We start from the raw sequence: 18,681 nt of genomic DNA, 5'->3' as shown, positions 1-18,681 counted from the left end.
CTCGCATCACTGCGGTGTGGTCTCGAAGCGGGTGATCTGGGCATGGATGTCGTTCACGATCTTCTGTGCCAGTGCCGCGTCGTCGTCGGGCACCTCGACTCGCACCCACAACAGGAACGCATGGTCCTTGCCCTTGTCCAACTCCCTGAATCCCCATCTCCGTTTCATCGACATCCGGTATCGGGTCCCGTCGGCGGCGGAGCCGATGGCGTAGTACGTGCGCTCCTTCTCGTCCCGCCGCCATTCGGTCCGGTCGTGGTCGGGGAGGAGGCTCAGGAAGGCGCCGGTCTCGTAGCTGTCGCACGAGGGGCCGCAGTACTGGGACCTGATCTCCACGCTCGTCTTCGGCACCCACCCCAGCTTCTCGAAGTCGGGGTCGCTCCGGCATATGTAGTCCTTGGTATCCCCCGTGGCCACAAAAGGAGGCGGGCAGTTGAGGTGCTTCGGGGCGCGAAAGACGAAGTAGGTGTCCGGCAGGTACCAGAGGTAGGAGCGTTCCCCGTCCTGCCAGACCGCGCCGTGCAGCGGCCGCGCCAGGCCGCGCTCGTAGGAGGCGATGCGGTTGTCGGTCTCGGGGACCCGGGTGCGCGGTACGTCCGCCAGGGAGCGGCCGTCGTTCTCCGATGACGGCACGGCGTCGGCGAGTCCGGCCCGCAGCAGGGCGTTGCGGGTGAGGATCCGCGCCACCTCCGCGACCCGGTCCTCGGTCGCGAACTCCTCGATGTAGGTGACGGCAAGAAGGATGTTGTCCACGCGGACCACGAAGGAGGCTTGGTACGAGGCCGTGGCCAGGTCGCTACGGCGCAGCCAGGCGGCGCGCCCCACCATGCGGACGGACTGGTCTCCCAATCCGGCGTCCGTGGCAGGCTCCGACCCCGCGGCCAGGGTCTGTTCGATCTGTCCGATCTCGAGGTTGGCGCCTTCGAGCGCACGGTACGGCCCGCTGCTGTTCCCCTTGCTCGTGTACAGCACGGCCGACACGGCCACCTGCACGTCCGGCGCGAACGGCGACTGTTCGCCGGCCTGGCAGTGCTGTCGGCCGCCCGCGAACTTCCTGCCGTCCACGGTGATCCATGGCAGGTCCGCGGCCAGCAGGTCGCAGGCGGCGGGCAGTTGGGTCCTCGGCCCTGGGATGGCGGCCATCCCGAAGGGCCCGCGGGCCACGGCACCGCCGACGGCAAGCAGCATCAGGACGACGAGCACGGCGGCCGTCCGGTGCACCGGCAGGGCTCCCGGGGTGACCGTCGGCGGCTGTGTGCCGGTGGCGTACGCGGCGAGCCGGTCCCGCAGCTCGACGTGGCGGAACCGGTACACACCGCCGCTCTGACGCAGGACGCCCCGCCGGTGGGCGTCGTCGAGGAAGGCCATCAGCCGCCGGGGCAGGTCGCCTCTGAGGGCCACGTAGCCGCGGGCCAGGGCGAATCCGAACCACGCGGACTCCACCAACGAGGCGAGGACGCAGCCGAGATACGCGGATCCCACAGTCCAGACCCAGTCATCGACCGAGACGGTGTGCCGCCCGCCGTTCACCATCCAGAAGAGGAGCAGGAGGGCCGCCGAGAAACCGAGCATCCCGACGGGCAGAGGATCCTTGCCGTCCCTGGCGTAAGCCAGCCAGCCGAAGCGGATCGCAGCGTGCCGGTCGGCCCGCAGCAGGGCACGCGGGGACTGGGAGACGGACGGGTCGGCTGGATTCCACAGCGGCTTCAGCAGCCTCCGGCACTGCCGCCAGAGGGCCACGACGGTCAGCAGTCCCAAGAACTGGACCATTCCGGTCTCCTCGGAGATCAGGGCGATCCACCAGAAGAACGCGAGCGCGCCCACCGAGACTGCGGCGGAAATCTGGTTCGTGCGTCGCCGCACCCCCGCCCACACCTCCTGCCGCGTCGGCCGACGCAGTTGCCGCGGCCCGTTGTGCGGCCGCCTCCGAAGGACGTGCACGCAACCGAGCAGCACCAGCGCCAGCACCGCATACCCGCCGACGAACGACAGCCCCACCCACCGGTCCCACCAGGGCGTCCCGTACTCCCCGAAGGACACGGCGAGGCAGCACAGCGCGAACGCCGGCAGCAGTGTCGCCGTCCGCAGCAGCCGCGGTACGTCCTCCGCCAGCCGCCACCAGGCGAACTCGTGCTCACCGCCCGCCTTCATCCGCGCCGCGAGGAACGCGAGCCAGGCCCTCGCGCGCTCCGGGTCCCAGTGGCCGGGCCGGTCCCGTACGTCGTGCGAGGCGCTGTAGGCGACGCTCAGGAAGGCGTCCAGGAGATGCCGCTCGACGTCCCGCCGGGTACGGAACGCGCCGGGTACGAGCAGTTCCCCGGGGTCGGTGCCGGGTTCGCCGTACGCCTCCCGGGCCAGTCCCGCCATCAGCGGCGCGCCCAGCACCTTGCGCAGCCGACGCACCTCCCGCGCGTCGTCGGAGTCACTCGTGAGCCGCCGCAGGACGGGGGCCCACTTGGAGTCGGCGGCGCCCTCAGGGTTCAGATAGCGGTCCAGGGCGAGGGTGCTCAGCGGCCGCAGTTCGATCTCGGTGCGCTCGAAAACGCTGCCGTCCCTGACGTGCCGCCGGTACTCCGGCTCCCGGCTGGTCAGCACGAACGGGCGGCGGCCCGACGTACTCGCCCGGAGCTGCTCCAGGGCGTCGGCCCGCAGTTCGTCCGGGAGTTCGTCGAAGCCGTCGAGCACCGGCAGTACCCGCCGCGTCTCGATCAGCCCCCGGGCCACGTCGGCGGCAGGCGCCCCGCGTACCGGCGTGCACGCGCGCGGGTGGGCCGCCGCGATCTGCGCCGCCACCCATCCGATCAGCCCCTCGCTCGGACTCCAGGATGCCAACGGAACGACGACCGCGACCGGCTCCGCCGAATCGGGCGTGCGGGTACGCACCAGTTCCTCGGCGAGCCGCAGGGCCAGGATGGACTTCCCTGCGCCCGCACCGCCGAGGACGACGAGGCGGCGGGTGGGCAGGCGGGCGAAATAGGCGGCGATGGAGAGCCGGGCGCCGGAGCCGGAGCCGGCGTCGTTTTCGGCATCAGGCCCGCTGCCATGGACCGTCGTCCAGTCCACGTCGAGCGGATACGGGTCGTTGACCTGCGTGAGCCGCTCGTCCTGGGCGTACCGCAGGGAAAGGTCCCGGGCGAGCGAGTCGGCGGCCCGGGCGAGGTTCTCCTCCGACAGCCAGACGGCCTCGCGGCGCCGTACGGCGGCCTCCCGGGCACTCAGTACGACGTACAGCACGCCGGCCAGCCCCACCAGCGTCAGGCCCGCGACCGTGGACCCGGCACCGAGCCGACGCAGGTACGGCAGCTCGGGCGCGTTCAGCAGGCAGACCAGCCCGAGCAGGGCGAGCGCGCCGCAGCCGACGCCCCGGATCGGCGCCCCGACCTGGAGGATCAGGCGGTCGACCCGGCCGGCCATGACGACCGGCCCGTGGAACGTCCCCGAGCCGATCCGGTTCCGCACCGACGTGCCGCCGCCGTCATCGCTGTCCACGCCCCCGTCGCTCCGCACGCTCCCGTCCCCGTCCCCTCCGTCACACCCCTCTGCTCAACTCCCTTTACCCGCTCAGCCGTTCCCCACCAACACGACGGCCCCGGCCGGCGCGAGCGGACCGGGGCGTCGGGCTGCCGCCCTGGAGAGGGGGCGGGTCAGTTCTGCTCGACGATGCGGATGGTGCGGATGCCCGTACCTCGATAGCGGGTCGGCGTCGTGGTCAGGACAGGGCGTCCACGCGGCCACTCAACGGTGGGCAGCGCGAGGTTCTGCACAGGTGCGCCGCTCCAGTCCGGCTCGTCCTTGCCCTCGTCGTCGACACCGGCCGTCCGCAGGCGTTTGCCCACGGCGGCGGCCGCGAAGTCGAGCCCCTCGACGTTGACGGACGGCAGCGCGCCCAGGTGCTCGGCGACTCCGGCCCGCTCGCGCTCGGCGGCAGAGAGGCTGAGCGCCGGGATGCAGACGCGCAGGGCGGGATCCTTCTCGGCCTCGACCACGAGCCGCGAGGCCATGCTGTTTCCCGCCCCGAGGGCGAGCGCGGCCGTGTCGTCGAAGATGACGGCGCGGGGCAGCGGGTACCGCTCCTCGTTCGTCACCGGACTTGCCCGATCCGCCCGGCTTCAAGGTCGGCCCACAGCTTCTCGCCGGCCTTCTCGTCCTCCTCGGTGTACGGCCTGCCCAGAAAGTGCTCCTCGACGTACGCCTTGGTCTCCTCGTACCGCTTCCGCAGCTCCTCCTTGGTGGGCGTGGCCCCGGCCAGCTCCGCCACGAAGTCCCGCATGCTCATCCGTAATGTCAGCGTCAGGGTCGTCGCATCCCTTTCGATTGAGTTGACCCGGCCCACGGACGTGCGACCGGGAGTCTTCCTGGCCCCTACGCGGGCGCGACCCGCCCCTTCAGCAGCCCCCGAACCAGCCCGCCGCCCCACCGCAGGACATTCCGCCAGCCAGGGACACCCGGCTGCCCGTACCACCTCAACAACCTTGGCAGGAAGGGAAGTTGGCACCCATTGACGCGCATGCACCAGACACGCCTCGACATGCGCGGACGCCGAATGCACGGGCCCCGGCGTGCCGGGATGGCGCAGATCGCGCGCCTGGCCGACACGAACCGGCCCTTTCTCTGCCGGAACTGGGCGGGTCGCGATGCCCTGATCCGGGAGGCCACACGGCTTGAGCCGAGGCGTCTGCTGTTCGTGGCCCGCGAGGTGCCGGACACCCTGCCGCCACGTTGCCGGCAGGTGCGTTTCGTGGTGCGCGCCGCGCGCCTTCTGCGGGAACACCCCGTCGTCGGGGCGATGGCCCGCACCGACCCGGAGCTGGTGCACGCCGCGATCCTGCGGCCGGTCACGGACTGGCACACGACGGCACGGCTCTGGCTGCGCGAGCATGTGACGGGCCACATCACGGCACCGGCCGAACGCGACAGCGCCACCCTGGCCGTCCTCACCACAGCACTGCCCTACGCCCTCACGCCGTCCACGAACCCCTCGGCGATCGACGCCCGGTTGAGCACAGCCGTACACCTGTGCCTCGCAGTCCCGACGCCGTGGGCCGCGCAGCAAATCTGTTCCAGCACACGGTAGTTGCGCCATATGGAATGATCCCGGCCATGCAGCCCCTGGTCGCAGGCGATCCGTCGTACATCGGCTCGTACCGCCTGATCGCCCGGCTCGGGGCCGGGGGCATGGGCCGCGTCTATCTGGCACGCTCCGAGGGCGGTCGTACGGTCGCCCTGAAGCTGGTGCACACGGACTTCGCCCTGCACCCGGAGTTCCGGCGGCGGTTCGCCCGAGAGGTCGCCGCCGCGCGCAAGGTCGGGGGCGAGTGGACCGCGCCCGTGCTGGATGCGGACACCGAGGCCAAGACGCCCTGGGTGGCCACCGGGTACGTGGCCGGGCCGTCGCTCAACACGGTGGTGGACGGGAACTTCGGGCCGTTGCCGTCGACCTCCGTGCACGTCCTCGCCCATCGCCTCGCTCTCGCGCTGCAGGCGATCCATGAGGCCGGACTCGTGCACCGGGATCTCAAACCGGCGAACATCCTGCTCACCGTCGACGGTCCCCGGGTCATCGACTTCGGCCTCGCGCGCGGTTACACGGCGAGCCTCGGCGGCAGCCTGACCGAGCCGGGTGCCGTGCTGGGGACGCCGGCGTTCATGTCGCCCGAACAGGTGCGGGGCGAGACGCTGGGCCAGGCAAGCGACGTGTTCTCCCTGGGGTCCGTGCTGACGTACGCGGCGACCGGCAGACTGCCCTTCCCGGGCGAAGGCGCCGGGGTGCACAGCGTGATGTTCCACATCGCGTACGAGGAGCCGGACCTGGACGGCGTACCCGACGGACTGGCGGACCTGATTCGGCAGTGCCTCGCCAAGGAGCCCGAACAGCGCCCCTCCGTACGGGAGTTGATCGACCGTACCCGGCACGCCGTGGCGCGTTCCTGGCTCCCCGGCGAACTCCTCGCCCGGCTGGGGCGGGACGCGGCACGGCTCCTGGACGCGGAGGTGCAGCTCGCCGAGTCGGATCCGGTACCGGCGGTGTCGGTGCCGCCGCATGCGCCGACGTTTCCGGACGTACGGGGCTTCGACGCGGACGGCTCGGGCGCGGCGCGCGATGTGCTGGACCTGCCGGAGGCGGGGATCAGGCCGCCTAGCGTGCGCAGGGTGGAAGAGCCCCGACGGCGGACGTGGCTGCGGATCACGGTGGCGTCGGCGGCCCTGGCGGTGGCGGGCGCGCTGCTCCTCGTGCCGTCACTGCTCGGTATGGGCGGGGCCTACGACGAGGAGGATCCGCTTGTCGGGCGGTGGGAGGGCCAGGGTTCCATCCCCGACGGCCAAGCCTACGCCGAGCTCGCCGTGTCCGGCAGGCCCTCCCGGGGCAGCAACGTCGGCTTCGTCGTGCATCACGGCCGACTGACGTGCTGGGGCTGGAGCAAGGTGCTGTCCCGCCAGGCCGACACCCTCGTACTCGCCAGGGCCCATGTGGACGTCGTCCTGCCTGCTCAAGGCGACCAGGACCGCTGCCTGCCCCTTGGCCGACAGACGCTGTCGCTGACCGACGGGGAGAGCCTGTCCTGGACGTGGCCCGACGCCGAGTTCACCCTGACCGGCGCCATGTACGGCAACCCCCACATCCCGGCCGCCTATACGGGCACCTGGGACTCCGGGAAGGGCCACCACCTGACCATCCAGGACGGGAACTCCGATACGTCGAGGATCAGCGGGCTCGACGTCCACGGCGGACGGTACTGCGTCTGGTCCGCCAGGATCCACGAACTGTCCGGCGCGTCCCAGTTGGTCTACGGCCCCGTCGAGGTGGACCGCGATGTGTCCGACCAGGCCTGCCACTACTGGGACGCCTACGGGCTGGCGATGTCCCCGGACGGCACAGCCATCACCCGCCTGGCTTGGCCGCAGGACACCCGCGACAAGGGCATTCCACGCACCGTCGAGCGCCTACGGCACGTGAACTGAGGCGCCCCGGCGGCTCCACAACCGCCGGGGCGCCCCACCGTCTCCTAAAGGAACGAGTTGATCTCGATCGTCTCGTCCCGGCCGGGGCCCACGCCGATCGCGGAGATCGGCGCGCCGGACATCTCCTCCAGCGCCTTGACGTAGTTCTGCGCGTTCTTCGGCAGGTCCGAGAAGGACTTGGCCGACGTGATGTCCTCGGACCAGCCGGGCAGGGTCTCGTAGACCGGCTTGGCGTGGTGGAAGTCGGACTGGGAGTACGGGAGCTCCTCGACGCGCTTGCCGTCGATCTCGTACGCCACACAGACCGGGATCTCCTCCCAGCCGGTCAGGACGTCCAGCTTGGTGAGGAAGAAGTCGGTCAGGCCGTTGACGCGGGTGGCGTAGCGGGCGATGACGGCGTCGAACCAGCCGCAGCGCCGGTCGCGACCCGTCGTCACGCCCCGCTCGCCGCCGATGCGGCGCAGCGCCTCGCCGTCCGCGTCGAAGAGCTCGGTGGGGAACGGGCCGGCACCGACGCGGGTGGTGTACGCCTTGAGGATGCCGATCACACGGCTGATCTTGGTCGGGCCCACGCCCGCGCCCGTGCAGGCGCCGCCCGCGGTCGGGTTCGAGGACGTGACGAACGGGTACGTGCCGTGGTCGATGTCGAGGAGCGTGCCCTGGCCGCCCTCGAAGAGGACCACCTTGTCGTCCTCCAGCGCCTGGTTGAGGATCAGGACCGTGTCGGCGACGTACGGCTTGATCTTCTCGGCGTAGCCCAGCAGCTCCTCGACGACCTGCTCGACGGCGATCGCGCGGCGGTTGTAGAGCTTGGTGAGGATCTGGTTCTTGACGTCGAGGGCCGCCTCGACCTTCTGCTCCAGGATCGACTCGTCGTAGAGGTCTTGGACGCGGATACCGACGCGGTTGATCTTGTCGGCGTAGGTCGGGCCGATGCCGCGCCCGGTGGTCCCGATCTTCCGCTTTCCGAGGAAGCGTTCCGTCACCTTGTCCACCGTCACGTTGTACGGCGTGATGATGTGCGCGTTTCCGCTGATGAGGAGCTTGGACGTGTCGACGCCGCGCTCGTTCAGACCGCTCAGCTCGGAGAGCAGGACCGACGGGTCGACGACGACACCGTTGCCGATGACCGGGGTGCACCCCGGGGACAGGATTCCGGAAGGGAGCAGGTGGAGGGCGTACTTCTGATCACCCACGACTACCGTGTGGCCGGCGTTGTTGCCGCCCTGGTAGCGCACCACGTAGTCGACGGATCCGCCTAGCAGGTCCGTCGCCTTTCCCTTGCCTTCGTCACCCCACTGAGCACCGAGCAGCACAAGTGCGGGCACGCGCGTACACCCCTTCCGGGCGGGGCATGTCCAAGGTCAGGGGCGCACGCGTAGGGTTTCCGCCGCGTGCACCACGACCGGCACCGCGACCGTCGTTGGCCGCGCACCGTCGGACCGGATGGCCCCGGAATAGACGAAGCCCCTGGCGCAATAGCGCAAGGGGCTCTTGCACAAAGATGCTACCCGAGGAAGCGAGGCATGGCCGAGGTGGCGACTTTCGCGATGTCCGACCAGCTGCTGGTGGTGATCGATCCGGTCGCTCGGATGACGGACGGAGAGTCGGTCAGGATCGCGAAAGACGTGCTCAGCGCGGGTGCGGCGACGAAAGTGTGCCTGCCGGACGATCCCGACGAGTTCGCCCGGGCACTGGCGCGGCGCGGGTCGCGGCGGCCGGTGGTGGTCGGCGACGACCGCGCACTGACGCGTGCGGTGACCCTGCTGCACCGGCAGCGGGAGCTGGCCGAATGTGCGCTGTCGGTGGTGCCGGTCGGGGGCGCGCTGTCGCTGGCCGGATCCCTCGGCGTGCCGACGGGGGCGGTGGCGGCGGCCCGGGCCGTGCTGGAGGGGGTGGAGCGGCGGCTGGACCTTCTCGTGGACGACAGTGACGGGGTGGTCCTGGGCGAGTTGCGGATCCCGCCGGTACGGGACCCTGCCGCGCCGAACGGTGCCACCGCGGTGGGACCGGGCGCCGGGCGGCCGTGGCTGCGGACGTGCCAGTCGCTCGTACGGACCCTGGTGCCGGCGCGGGCTCCCTCCGCCGCCGGGTCCGGGCCGTCGCGGTTGCGGGTCGAGGTCGACGGGGCGACGCTGGTGGACCTCGACCAGCCGGTGGAGGCGGTGTCGGTGACGCCGGGGGCGGCCGGGGTGGCCGCGGTGGAGGTGCGGCGGGCTTCTTTGGGCGCGGAGGCGTCACCGCTGCGGGGTGAGGGGCGGACGGTGACCGTGTCGGGGGCGCATTTCCGGTACCGGGCGGATGCGGAGGTGTCGGGGCCGGTGCGGACGCGGACGTGGGTGGTGCGGGAGGGGGCTTGGGGGTTGACGGTGCCGGCAGCGGGGTGAGTCAGGACTGAGTGTTCTTCTTGGGTCGGTGGAACTGGCTGGTGTCGAGGATGCAGCCGAAGGGATCGGGGATGGGGAGCCTTTCACCGAACGGCTTCTTGATGCGGATCTGGTACTCCTTTGCCGACGGGGACCCGTAGACGGTGGCCTCTTGCTGCTGCATGTCGAGGATCAGGTACACGGGGACACCTGCCCCGGCATAGACCTCCACCTTCCCGGTCAGGTCGTCGTTCCGAGTGGAGGGAGAAGTCAGCTCCGCGACGAAGGACAGGGCCTCGCCGTCCAAGCGGTTGCTCTCCGTTTCAAAGACCTGCTCATGCGCCGCATGAACGTCCGGCCCATACGCACACGCGTCTCCTGGGAACACGTAGAGGAACGGACCGCAGCTGATGTGGTGGCCTTCGGGAAGGTAGGGTTTCAGCTGTTCACACACCTGCTCCATCACGCGGTGGTAGTACCCCTTCGACCACGGCGACAAGACGAAGCCCCCTCTGACGATCTCGGCCTTGTAGCCAGGCACGTCCAACTCGTCGAGGATGTCCAGCATGTCCTCGAAGCTGTAGGGCTCGATGCCGCTTATCGCCGGTCGCTCAGTCATCAACGTCATGATGCGCCCTCCCCTCAATACGGGCTAGCCACAACTCAGAGTAGCGACTCGCATACAGCTACGTAGTCGATCTCCGCAGACAGCGCCGGGCGTCACATACCGAACGTCTCCTCGCGGCGCACCCGCCACCGCTCCATCATCGCCGCCACCTCCCCCTCGATGAACTCGAAGAAGGCCAGCGTCTCGGCCATGCGGCGCCCCGCCGGGGTGTCCGCGCCGAGGCTGCTGACGCCCTCGCGCAGTGCCGTCTCCCATCGCTTGAGGACGGCCTCGCGGTTGGTCAGGGCCTCGTACCACTGGTCGCCGTGCACCCGGTAGCGCTCGCGACGGGAGCCGGGCTCCCGTTCCCGGGAGACCATGTGCGTCTGGGCCAGGTAGCGCACCGCTCCGGAGACCGCCGCGGGACTGATCCGCAGCTGTTCGCTCAGTTCCGCGGAGGTCATCACGCCCTTGTCGGAGGAGAGCAGCGCGGCGAAGACCCGGGCGGCCATGCGCTGCATCCCGGCCTCGACGAGCTGCGCCGCGAAGGACTCGACGAACTTCGACACGGCCTCGGCGTCCCGCCCGCCACCTGCTGCTTCACCTACTGCTTCCGTCATGCGCCCATCCTATTCCGCACTTCATACGCTTCCTTAACTTCACAAATTTCTGAAAAAAGCGTACGTTCTGAAGCATGACGAAGGCCATCACCGTCTCCGGACTCCACAAGTCGTTCGGCAAGACGCACGCGCTCGACGGGCTCGACCTGGACGTCGAGACCGGCGAGGTCCACGGCTTCCTCGGCCCCAACGGCGCCGGCAAGTCCACCACCATCCGCGTCCTGCTCGGTCTGCTGCGCGCCGACTCGGGCGGCGCGCAGGTCCTCGGCCGCGACCCCTGGGCGGACGCGGTCGAGGTGCATCGGCGGATCGCGTACGTGCCCGGTGACGTGACGCTGTGGCGGAACCTGTCCGGCGGTGAGGTCATCGACCTCTACGGCCGGTTGCGCGGCGGCCTCGACACCCGGCGCCGCGCCGAGCTGGTCGAGCGGTTCGAGCTGGACCCGACGAAGAAGGGCCGTACCTACTCCAAGGGCAACCGGCAGAAGGTCGCCCTGGTCGCCGCGTTCGCCTCGGACGTGGACCTGCTGATCCTCGACGAGCCGACGTCCGGCCTGGACCCGCTGATGGAGGAGGTCTTCCAGCGGTGCGTCGAGGAGGAGCGGGACAGGGGCAGGACGATCCTGCTGTCGTCCCACATCCTCAGCGAGGTGGAGGAGCTCTGCGACCGGGTCAGCATCATCCGCAGGGGCCGTACCGTCGAGAGCGGTTCGCTCGCCGACCTGCGCCATCTGACCCGGACCAGCGTCACGGCCGAGCTGGCGGGCCCGCCCAACGGGCTGTCCCGCCTGCCGGGCGTCCACGACCTCGACGTACGGGGCCGTCGCGTCCGCCTCCAGGTCGACACCGACAAGCTGGACGCCGTACTGCGCTCGCTGAGCGAGTCCGGCGTGCGGTCCCTGACCTCGACGCCGCCGACGCTGGAGGAGCTGTTCCTGCGGCACTACCAGGACGACGTACGCGAGGGGGCGACCGCGCGATGACCGCCGCGGCTTTCGAGGTACGGCCGGGCGGAACGCGCCAACTGGCGGGCACCGGAACGCTGTTGCGCTTCGCGCTGCGCCGCGACCGGCTGATGATCCCGGCCTGGGTGGGCGTGAACGCGCTCATGATCCTCTCCATGCCGAACACGCTGGAGAACCTGTACGGCTCCCCGGCCGACCGCGCGAACCTCGTGCGGGACACGGCGGCCAACGCCTCCTTCCGCGCGCTGATCGGTCCCGTCTTCGACGACTCGATCGGCGCCCTGACGGCCTGGCGCGTCGGCGTCTACGCGGGCGCCCTCGCGGCCGTGGTGAGCCTGCTCCTCGTCGTACGGCACACCCGGGACGAGGAGGAGAGCGGCCGCCAGGAGCTGGTGGCGTCCGGCATGGTGGGCCGCCGGGCCTCCCTGACGGCGGCACTGCTGACGGCGGCGGTCGCGAACGCGGTGCTCGCTCTGCTGGTGACGGTCGGACTGGCCGGACAGGGCGCAGCCGGGGCACTGGCCTTCGGGCTCGGCCTCGCCGGGGTCGGCATGGTGTTCGCCACCCTGGCGGCGATCATCGCCCAGGTCACGGAGAGCGCCCGGTTGGCGCGCGGGCTGACGGCCGGGTTGCTGGGGGCCGCGTTCGTACTGCGGGCGGCGGGCGACGCGGCGAGCGACGACGGCTCTTCGGCGCTGACGTGGGTGTCGCCGCTCGGCTGGCTGGAGAACCTGCGGGCCTTCGCGGACGAGCGGTGGTGGGTGCTGCCGCTGTTCGCGGCGGCGGCCGTGGCGCAGGGCGTGGTGGCGTACGGACTCGCCGGGCGCCGGGATGTGGGGATGAGCTTCCTGCCCGCGCGGCCGGGTCCCGCCGTCGGGCGCCTCGGCACAGCGGGCGCGCTGGCCTGGCGGCTGCAGCGCGGGAGCGTGCTCGGCTGGAGCATCGGCTTCTTCCTCGCCGGGGTCGTGTACGGCGGGCTGACCGACGGGGTGGCCGACCTGGTCGGCGACAACGACAACGCGCGGGAGATCTTCGAGCGGATGGGCGGTCAGTCGGGGCTGACGGACGCGTTCCTGGCGTCGATGGTGGGGATGCTGGGCCTGATCGCCGCGTTGTACGTGGTGGGTTCGGTCCTGCGGCTGCACGGCGAGGAGACGTCGATGCGGGCCGAGCCGATCCTGGCCACCGCGGTGGGCCGACTGCGCTGGGCGTCCGGCCACCTGGTGATCGCCTTCGCCGGGTCCGCCCTGATCATGGTGCTGGCGGGGCTGGGCTTCGCCGTCGGCTACGGCAAGGAGGCCGGGCCGATCCTGGGCGCCTGCCTGGTGCAGCTTCCGGCGGTGTGGGTCGTCGGCGGGCTGGCGGTGCTGCTGTACGGGGTGCTGCCGCGGGTGGCGCTGGGGGCGTGGGGCGTGGCCGGGGCGGTGCTGCTGATCGGCTGGGTCGGCCCTGCGCTGGATGTTCCGCAGGCGGTGCTCGATCTGTCGCCCTTCGGGCAGCTGCCGAAGTTGCCGGGCGGGGGGATGGAGTGGGGGCCGGTGCTGGCCCTGACCGGTCTCGCGGTGGTGTTGGTGGCTGGGGGGCTGGCGGGGCTGCGGCGGCGGGACATGACGACGTGACCGCCGCATCCGGAAATCCGCATATGGCACACACAGAAGACAAACGCAGACATAGGAGCTGAAGCACGGGAAGTAGGTGTATCCGCCATCCGTTTCCTCAAATGAAGCTCAATCCGTACAACCATTCCTTGACCGCGAATGTCTGCGGCCCCTAACTTCGCAATCACCGATCGCCGATCACCAATCACCCAATTGACCACCGGGTGAAGATGAAACGGGGAAACATGAACCGCATATCGAAGATTGCCCTGCTCGCCGGCGTTGCGATTCTGCCCATGACCGGGGCCGGGACCGCTTCGGCCGCACAGGCTTCCACGCAGGAAACTGCGACCGCTTCGACGTCCGTTCCTGACGGCTTCTTCAAGCCGGGCACCAACACCGTCGTGAAGCGAACCGCACCCGCCGCGCCGGCCCCGGCGTCTTCCGGCGCCTCCACCAGGGCGAGCTACTCGCTCAAGAACATCAACGGCCCGAACGAGGTCTGTGGCACCACCAAGCTTCAGAAGACGAGCGGGGCCGGTAAGACGACCCTCGTCATGACGGTTTCCAAGTCCGTTTCCGCGGAACTGAGCAGCGAGGTCGCGGTCGACGCCGAGGTGGTCTCCGGAAAGCTCGGCTTCAAGGTGACGGGCACCACGACGGTCGAGGACCAGACTCGGTACGAAGTACCCAGGGGGAAGTTCGGCTACATCGAGGCATACCCCCTTTACGACATGTACACCTTCAACGTCTACTATGGCGGCCAGAACAAGGGGTCCAGCTGGGCAATGCGGCCGGTCGGCGTGTGCTTCAACCAGTGGACCGAGTAGCCACATTTCCCGAGACCAGGGAGAGCACCGATGATGACGCGGACGATTCGTCGTCTCATCGCCGGCGTCACAGTGGGACTTGCCTGCTCGGCTTGTACGGCAACGGATACGGGGACCGCCAGACCATCCGGTGCACCGGTCATCGCCGAACTACCGAAACTCCCCACGGTCGACGTGGCCGGTGACCCCTTCGCCGAATTGGATGTCACTCCCCACGAGGCCGACCGGAGAGTGATCGGCGAAGTGGGCGTGGGCAGCGAACGGCTGATCGTGTATACCGAGGGGGAAAAGTGCGGACTCCTCGCCACCCCTTCGGGAACACATCAGAAACCTTCACTGCAACTCCTCACTTCGTGGCCGAAGAAGGCCGACGAGGGAAGTTCACGCCTGCCGTTCGGCCCTTACATGAAGACGTCCGGATACGGGTCGGGGGACACCCCGGCCTGGGCGGAACTCTCGTGCAGCAAGAAGGCTGCCGTCGTCAACTATTCACCTGTTGACGACGGCAAGGAGATACGGCGTGCAGGATCGGTCTCGCTGTCCCGTTCCGCCGATGGAAAGTCCATTTCTGTCGTCGTGGGCAAGGAAGAGCAAAGAAATAAGATCCTTTCCGCAGTCACCTCCTCGTGACCCGGAGAACTTCTCCGGTTGATCACCCCACCTCGACGCTCAGCCCCTCCAGACCCCGGATCACGAAGTTCGGCTTCCGCTCCGGCTCAGCCGCCAACCGCAGCGTCGGGGCCCGCTCCAGCAACGCCGCCATCGACGCCGCCAGCTCGATACGGGCCAGCGGAGCCCCGATGCAGTAGTGGATGCCCGCGCTGAAGGAGATGTGCGGGTTCTCCTCGCGGGTGAGGTCCAGGCGGTCGGGGTTCTGGAAGACCTCGGGGTCATGGTTGGCAGAGCCGAAGAGCATGGCGATCTCCGCGCCGCGCGGGATCGTCGTGCCGGCGATCTCGATGTCGTCCAGGACCCAGCGTTCGAAGAGCTGGAGCGGGGTGTCGTAGCGCATCAGCTCCTCGATCGCGGACGGGATCAGGGAGTGGTCGGCGCGCAGGGCGGCCAGCTGGCCGGGGTTGCGGAACAGCGCCCACCAGCCGTTGACCGTGGCGTTCACCGTGGCCTCGTGGCCGGCGTTGAGGAGCAGGACGGCCGTCGAGATCATCTCCTGCTCGGTGAGCCGGTCGCCCTCGTCGTACGCCGCGATCAGGCCGGACATCAGGTCGTCCCCCGGCTCCGCGCGCCGGGCCGCGATCAGCTCCGTGAGGTAGTCCGAGAACTCCACCGACGCACGCACCGCCTTCGCCGCCGTCTCCTGCGACGGGTTCAGCTCGTACATCCCGCAGATGTCCGCCGACCAGGGCCGCAGCTGCGCCCGGTCCGCCTCGGGGATGCCCAGCATCTCGGCGATCACCGCGACGGGGAGCGGCTCGGCGACGTCCGTCAGCAGGTCACCGCCGCCCTTCTCGACCAGCGCCGAGACCAGGTCCCCGGCCAGATCGCGCACATACGGCTTCAGCCGCTCCACCGTGCGCGGCGTGAACGCCTTCGACACCAGCCGGCGGATCCGGGTGTGGTCCGGCGGCTCCAGGTCGAGCATCCCGTGGTCGTTGAGGACATGGAACGGCTCGTGCTCCGGCGGGGGCGGGGTCCGGCCGAAGTCCTCGTGCGTGAAACGGTGCTGGTACGTCCGGCCCAGCCTGCGGTCGCGCAGCAGCGCGGAGACGTCCGCGTGATGCGGCACCAGCCACTGGTTGGTGGGCTCGAACCAGTGCACCCGGCCCCGGGCACGCAGTTCGGCGTAGGCGGGGTACGGGTCGGCCAGGAACGCCTGGTCCCACGGGTCGAAAGCGAGGTCGGAAGGAGCTGCCATGCACGGACGTTAGAACGCCGTGCCCCTCTCTGACCAGGGGTCTAGAAGGCCGGTGACGCCGACTCCGCGGGCAGGGTGAGTGCCGTGTGGGCCGGGCGGCCGGTTGCCGGTGGCAGGGTGGTGAGGCCGCGAAGCCTGTTGTTGCGCCTTTCAAGGGCCTCGGCGGTGGTGGGGAAGAGCGCCGCGTCGCCTTCACCGACCTGTGCCTGGTTCAGTTCGACGAATCCGCGGATGCCGCGTTCGTAGGCGGCGAAGGCCGCGGCGTGGTCGCGATGGGCGGCCAGCGAGCAGGCGAGCACATAGGCTCCGACGAGGGCCAGGCTGGAACCCTGCCCGGTCAGGAACGACGGGGCGTAGGCGGCATCGCCGACGAGCGCGACCCGGCCGCTGGACCAGCGCGGCATGTGGACTTGGCTCACGGTGTCGAAGAACGGATCCCTCGCGTGGTGCATCGCGGCGACCATGGCCGGGACTTCCCAACCGTCCTCGCCGAAGGTGGTGGCGATGAGGTCACGTTGTGCCTCGGGGTCGCGGAGGACCTCGTGGGGTGGTTCCGGGCCGGCGAAGTTGAGGAACGCGTGCAGCTCTTCGCTGTCTTTGACGGCGTAGAGCGCCGCGGCCCTTCCGGGAGTGTTCCAGATGAGCGCTTCATGGGAGAGCCCGAAGGTGTTGGGCATGGCGAAGATGGCGAAGCAGTACCCCAGATAGCGGTGGAATTGCCGCTCGGGGCCGAATACGAGCTTCCGGGTGTGCGAGTGCAGGCCGTCCGCGCCCAGGACCAGGTCGAAGCCGCGCTGGACGCCGCTGCGGAAGGTGACGTCGACACCGTGCTCGTGTTCCGTGAGCACATCGATGGAGTCCTCGAACACGAACTCCACCTCGTCCCGGACGGCCCCGTACAGGACTTCCGTCAACACCCCGCGAGGCACCTCGACGTCACGTCCCTCGAGCCCGCCGCCCACCGCCTGTGGATGAACCACCGCCGCCTCACTGCCATCGGCATGGAGAAAGGTCAACCGGCGCGACTCGATATGCGCTTCCTGGAGCCGCGTCAGGATTCCCATCCGGCGAGCCACCTCCACCGCGGTGCCACGCACGTCGATCGGGTACCCGCCACCCCGCGGTCCGGCGGACTTCTCCACCACCGTCACCGCGAAGCCGAACCGGCGCAGCCAGAACGCCACGGCGGGACCCGCGATGCTCGCACCGGACACCAGTACCGTGCCTTTCGGCGCAGTGCTTGCGTTCATTCGCCAACTCCTCAGTCCTCATGAGACATAAGTCGGTCATGAGACATAAGTTCGTCATGTGACATGCGAAATCCGACTCGGATCGCTCGGATCACCTTGTGGGCGAGGAAACCGTCGACGACGGCGAGTCGCGGCTGAGGCGTGTGCTTCGCACGAGGATGACGACCAGCACGGCGGCGATCGCGAACGCGCCGGAGGCGATCGCTATGTAGCCGTACACGCCTGTGGCCGAGTAGGTCGTTTCGCCGTCGACGACCACTGCGGTCGACTTGAGCACGGCCGCGCCCACGAAGTCCAGCACCACGGATCCGGTCGAGACCATGACCATGACCAGGCTGGACACGATGCCCTGCCGTTCGGCGGGCGCCAGGCTCCCCGCCATGTTGAAGCCGGATGTCCCGAGCGCTCCCACCGTGACGCCCAGCAGGAATCCGCAACAGAGCGCGGCGGCAAGCCGGGAAGCCCCGAGGAACATCCCGATGGTCACCACCGTTCCGAGCATGATCGCCCCGGCCAGGGTCAGAGCCGGTCCGATGCGTGCGGCAAGCCATCCGGCCCCCGGACCTCCGAGCGTGACGCCGACTCCCGGCGCCGCGAGCAGCAGTGCCACGGATCCCTGGTCGGCCAGTCCGTACCCGAGTCGCTGATCCGCGGAGACCTCACCGAGGAACGGGATGAGCTGAAGCATGCTCTGGTACGAACCGGCCGCGAGGAAGACGACGAGGAGCGTGAGCACCAACGGCCCGCCGAGGTCCCTGACATCGATCAGAGGGTCGGGCTTCCGCCCGGCGACCAGGAACCACCTGGCCAGTGCGGCGACGCCACCGACGAGGAGAGCCGACGGGCCGACGGCGAACCAGCCGAGGTCCGAGCCCAGACTGACGTAGCCGAGCACCCCGGCCAGACCTCCACCGAGGAGGAGGGCACCACCGGCGTCGATCCTGCCCGGTGTCCTGATCGAGGATTCGGGAAGGACGTGGTGGGCACAGATCGCCATCACGGCCGCGACGAAGGCCGACAGCAGGAACAGGATCTGGAAGCCGAACTCCGCGGCCAGCTTCTCGATGAGGAAACGGGACGCGATGTTGAGCACCGCGGAGCCGGAGGTCACGATGCCCACGATGATCATCGCGATCCGGGGTGCGCAGACCTCTCGAACGATGGCGACGGAGAGAAACACGGTGGCCAGAGCCGCTCCCTGCAGCATGCGCCCCGGCACGAACAACCAGATGCCGGGGGCCACCGCGCACAGCACGGCGCCCGCACAGCTCAGGAATAACGTCAGCACGAGCACCTTGCGCTTGCCGTGGATGTCGGCGCTCTTCCCGAGCAGGGGCGCCCACAGCACTCCCGCCAGCATCGCGGTGGCGTTGAGCCACGCCGCCTGGTCGGTGTCGAAGTGGTCGAGCACCTCCGGGAGGACGAGCAGGGGCGCGGTGATGGCCGAGTCGACCACGAAGTTCACCATGGCCAGGACTGCCACCAGGCCGATGAGCCTCCCGTTCCACCTCCTGTGCAGTCCGGCGTCTGTACTGGCATCTGTACTTGGCGTGGTCACACGCATCCCCCTTAAGATACGCATCGGTTTCTTATTCGAAAGAGTAGAGTACGC

Annotated in this window: 16 protein-coding genes; 7 read left to right on the top strand and 9 right to left on the bottom strand. The window is 69.6% G+C overall.

Annotated elements, in window-relative coordinates:
- Positions 1-6: 6 nt before the first annotated feature.
- From ACIBAG_RS13105 to ACIBAG_RS13095, 3 genes are all read right to left on the bottom strand, one after another.
- Positions 7-3,489 carry an NACHT domain-containing protein gene (locus ACIBAG_RS13105; protein ID WP_399104223.1) on the bottom strand — a complete coding sequence of 1,161 codons (3,483 nt, stop codon included), beginning with the start codon at positions 3,487-3,489 and terminating at the stop codon, positions 7-9.
- Positions 3,490-3,644: 155 nt separating this feature from the next.
- Positions 3,645-4,085, bottom strand: a complete 441-nt coding sequence (locus ACIBAG_RS13100) for a hypothetical protein (protein ID WP_399104221.1) — start codon at positions 4,083-4,085, stop codon at positions 3,645-3,647.
- Positions 4,082-4,276, bottom strand: coding sequence for a hypothetical protein (locus ACIBAG_RS13095; RefSeq protein WP_399104219.1), 195 nt, complete (start codon positions 4,274-4,276; stop codon positions 4,082-4,084). The genes ACIBAG_RS13100 and ACIBAG_RS13095 overlap by 4 nt, the downstream gene beginning before the upstream one ends.
- Positions 4,277-4,507: 231 nt before the next feature.
- Between ACIBAG_RS13095 and ACIBAG_RS13090 the strand changes: the two genes are divergently transcribed.
- Together ACIBAG_RS13090 and ACIBAG_RS13085 are read left to right on the top strand one after the other, a co-directional pair.
- The gene (locus ACIBAG_RS13090; RefSeq protein ID WP_399104217.1) at positions 4,508-5,074 is read left to right on the top strand and encodes a hypothetical protein; all 567 of its coding nucleotides are present in this window, start codon (positions 4,508-4,510) and stop codon (positions 5,072-5,074) included.
- 26 nt (positions 5,075-5,100) lie between these two features.
- The gene (locus tag ACIBAG_RS13085) at positions 5,101-6,960 is read left to right on the top strand and encodes a protein kinase (RefSeq protein WP_399104215.1); all 1,860 of its coding nucleotides are present in this window, start codon (positions 5,101-5,103) and stop codon (positions 6,958-6,960) included.
- Positions 6,961-7,004: 44 nt separating this feature from the next.
- On the opposite strand, the gene ACIBAG_RS13080 is transcribed toward ACIBAG_RS13085, so the two are convergent.
- Positions 7,005-8,288, bottom strand: coding sequence for an adenylosuccinate synthase (locus tag ACIBAG_RS13080; protein ID WP_399104213.1), 1,284 nt, complete (start codon positions 8,286-8,288; stop codon positions 7,005-7,007).
- A gap of 198 nt (positions 8,289-8,486) precedes the next feature.
- On the opposite strand from ACIBAG_RS13080, the gene ACIBAG_RS13075 reads away from it, so the two are divergent.
- The gene (locus tag ACIBAG_RS13075) at positions 8,487-9,347 is read left to right on the top strand and encodes a diacylglycerol kinase (protein ID WP_399104211.1); all 861 of its coding nucleotides are present in this window, start codon (positions 8,487-8,489) and stop codon (positions 9,345-9,347) included.
- 1 nt (position 9,348) lies between these two features.
- Here the strand turns inward: ACIBAG_RS13075 and ACIBAG_RS13070 are convergent, their stop codons facing one another.
- Complete coding sequence (locus ACIBAG_RS13070) at positions 9,349-9,945, bottom strand: Uma2 family endonuclease (protein ID WP_399104209.1); 597 nt, start codon at positions 9,943-9,945, stop codon at positions 9,349-9,351.
- Between the two features lie 101 nt (positions 9,946-10,046).
- Positions 10,047-10,553: a GbsR/MarR family transcriptional regulator gene (locus ACIBAG_RS13065; protein ID WP_399104207.1), complete on the bottom strand. Its 507-nt coding sequence runs from the start codon at positions 10,551-10,553 to the stop codon at positions 10,047-10,049.
- A gap of 74 nt (positions 10,554-10,627) precedes the next feature.
- Between ACIBAG_RS13065 and ACIBAG_RS13060 the strand changes: the two genes are divergently transcribed.
- From ACIBAG_RS13060 to ACIBAG_RS13045, 4 genes are all read left to right on the top strand, one after another.
- On the top strand, positions 10,628-11,536 hold the full coding sequence (locus tag ACIBAG_RS13060) for an ATP-binding cassette domain-containing protein (protein WP_399104205.1): 909 nt from the start codon (positions 10,628-10,630) through the stop codon (positions 11,534-11,536).
- The gene (locus ACIBAG_RS13055; protein ID WP_399104203.1) at positions 11,533-13,137 is read left to right on the top strand and encodes an ABC transporter permease; all 1,605 of its coding nucleotides are present in this window, start codon (positions 11,533-11,535) and stop codon (positions 13,135-13,137) included. Before ACIBAG_RS13060 ends, ACIBAG_RS13055 begins: the two co-directional genes overlap by 4 nt.
- A 224-nt stretch (positions 13,138-13,361) precedes the next feature.
- The gene (locus ACIBAG_RS13050) at positions 13,362-13,946 is read left to right on the top strand and encodes a hypothetical protein (RefSeq protein ID WP_399104201.1); all 585 of its coding nucleotides are present in this window, start codon (positions 13,362-13,364) and stop codon (positions 13,944-13,946) included.
- A gap of 30 nt (positions 13,947-13,976) precedes the next feature.
- Positions 13,977-14,576 (top strand): hypothetical protein, encoded by a 600-nt coding sequence (locus tag ACIBAG_RS13045; protein ID WP_399104199.1) that lies wholly within the window; start codon positions 13,977-13,979, stop codon positions 14,574-14,576.
- Positions 14,577-14,598: 22 nt separating this feature from the next.
- Here the strand turns inward: ACIBAG_RS13045 and ACIBAG_RS13040 are convergent, their stop codons facing one another.
- The 3 genes from ACIBAG_RS13040 to ACIBAG_RS13030 all read right to left on the bottom strand — a co-directional run bounded on the left by ACIBAG_RS13040 (position 14,599) and on the right by ACIBAG_RS13030 (position 18,552).
- Positions 14,599-15,819, bottom strand: coding sequence for a cytochrome P450 (locus ACIBAG_RS13040; RefSeq protein WP_399104197.1), 1,221 nt, complete (start codon positions 15,817-15,819; stop codon positions 14,599-14,601).
- A gap of 41 nt (positions 15,820-15,860) precedes the next feature.
- Complete coding sequence (locus ACIBAG_RS13035) at positions 15,861-17,069, bottom strand: FAD-dependent monooxygenase (protein WP_399104195.1); 1,209 nt, start codon at positions 17,067-17,069, stop codon at positions 15,861-15,863.
- Positions 17,070-17,160: 91 nt separating this feature from the next.
- Positions 17,161-18,552, bottom strand: coding sequence for an MFS transporter (locus ACIBAG_RS13030; protein WP_399104193.1), 1,392 nt, complete (start codon positions 18,550-18,552; stop codon positions 17,161-17,163).
- Positions 18,553-18,681 lie beyond the last annotated feature (129 nt).

Source organism: Streptomyces sp. NPDC051243, assembly GCF_044455405.1.
Taxonomy (GTDB): Bacteria; Actinomycetota; Actinomycetes; order Streptomycetales; family Streptomycetaceae; genus Streptomyces.
Note: the sequence above shows the minus strand (reverse complement) of the source record. Positions and strands in the feature narration are given on the sequence as shown.

Coding starts and splice junctions, on each gene's coding strand:
- ACIBAG_RS13095 (WP_399104219.1), bottom strand. CDS start 4,276: ATGAGCATGCGGGACTTCGTGGCGGAGCTGGCCGGGGCCACGCCCACC.
- ACIBAG_RS13090 (WP_399104217.1), top strand. CDS start 4,508: ATGCACCAGACACGCCTCGACATGCGCGGACGCCGAATGCACGGGCCC.
- ACIBAG_RS13085 (WP_399104215.1), top strand. CDS start 5,101: ATGCAGCCCCTGGTCGCAGGCGATCCGTCGTACATCGGCTCGTACCGC.
- ACIBAG_RS13075 (WP_399104211.1), top strand. CDS start 8,487: ATGGCCGAGGTGGCGACTTTCGCGATGTCCGACCAGCTGCTGGTGGTG.
- ACIBAG_RS13070 (WP_399104209.1), bottom strand. CDS start 9,945: ATGACTGAGCGACCGGCGATAAGCGGCATCGAGCCCTACAGCTTCGAG.
- ACIBAG_RS13065 (WP_399104207.1), bottom strand. CDS start 10,553: ATGACGGAAGCAGTAGGTGAAGCAGCAGGTGGCGGGCGGGACGCCGAG.
- ACIBAG_RS13060 (WP_399104205.1), top strand. CDS start 10,628: ATGACGAAGGCCATCACCGTCTCCGGACTCCACAAGTCGTTCGGCAAG.
- ACIBAG_RS13055 (WP_399104203.1), top strand. CDS start 11,533: ATGACCGCCGCGGCTTTCGAGGTACGGCCGGGCGGAACGCGCCAACTG.
- ACIBAG_RS13050 (WP_399104201.1), top strand. CDS start 13,362: ATGAACCGCATATCGAAGATTGCCCTGCTCGCCGGCGTTGCGATTCTG.
- ACIBAG_RS13045 (WP_399104199.1), top strand. CDS start 13,977: ATGATGACGCGGACGATTCGTCGTCTCATCGCCGGCGTCACAGTGGGA.
- ACIBAG_RS13040 (WP_399104197.1), bottom strand. CDS start 15,819: ATGGCAGCTCCTTCCGACCTCGCTTTCGACCCGTGGGACCAGGCGTTC.
- ACIBAG_RS13035 (WP_399104195.1), bottom strand. CDS start 17,069: ATGAACGCAAGCACTGCGCCGAAAGGCACGGTACTGGTGTCCGGTGCG.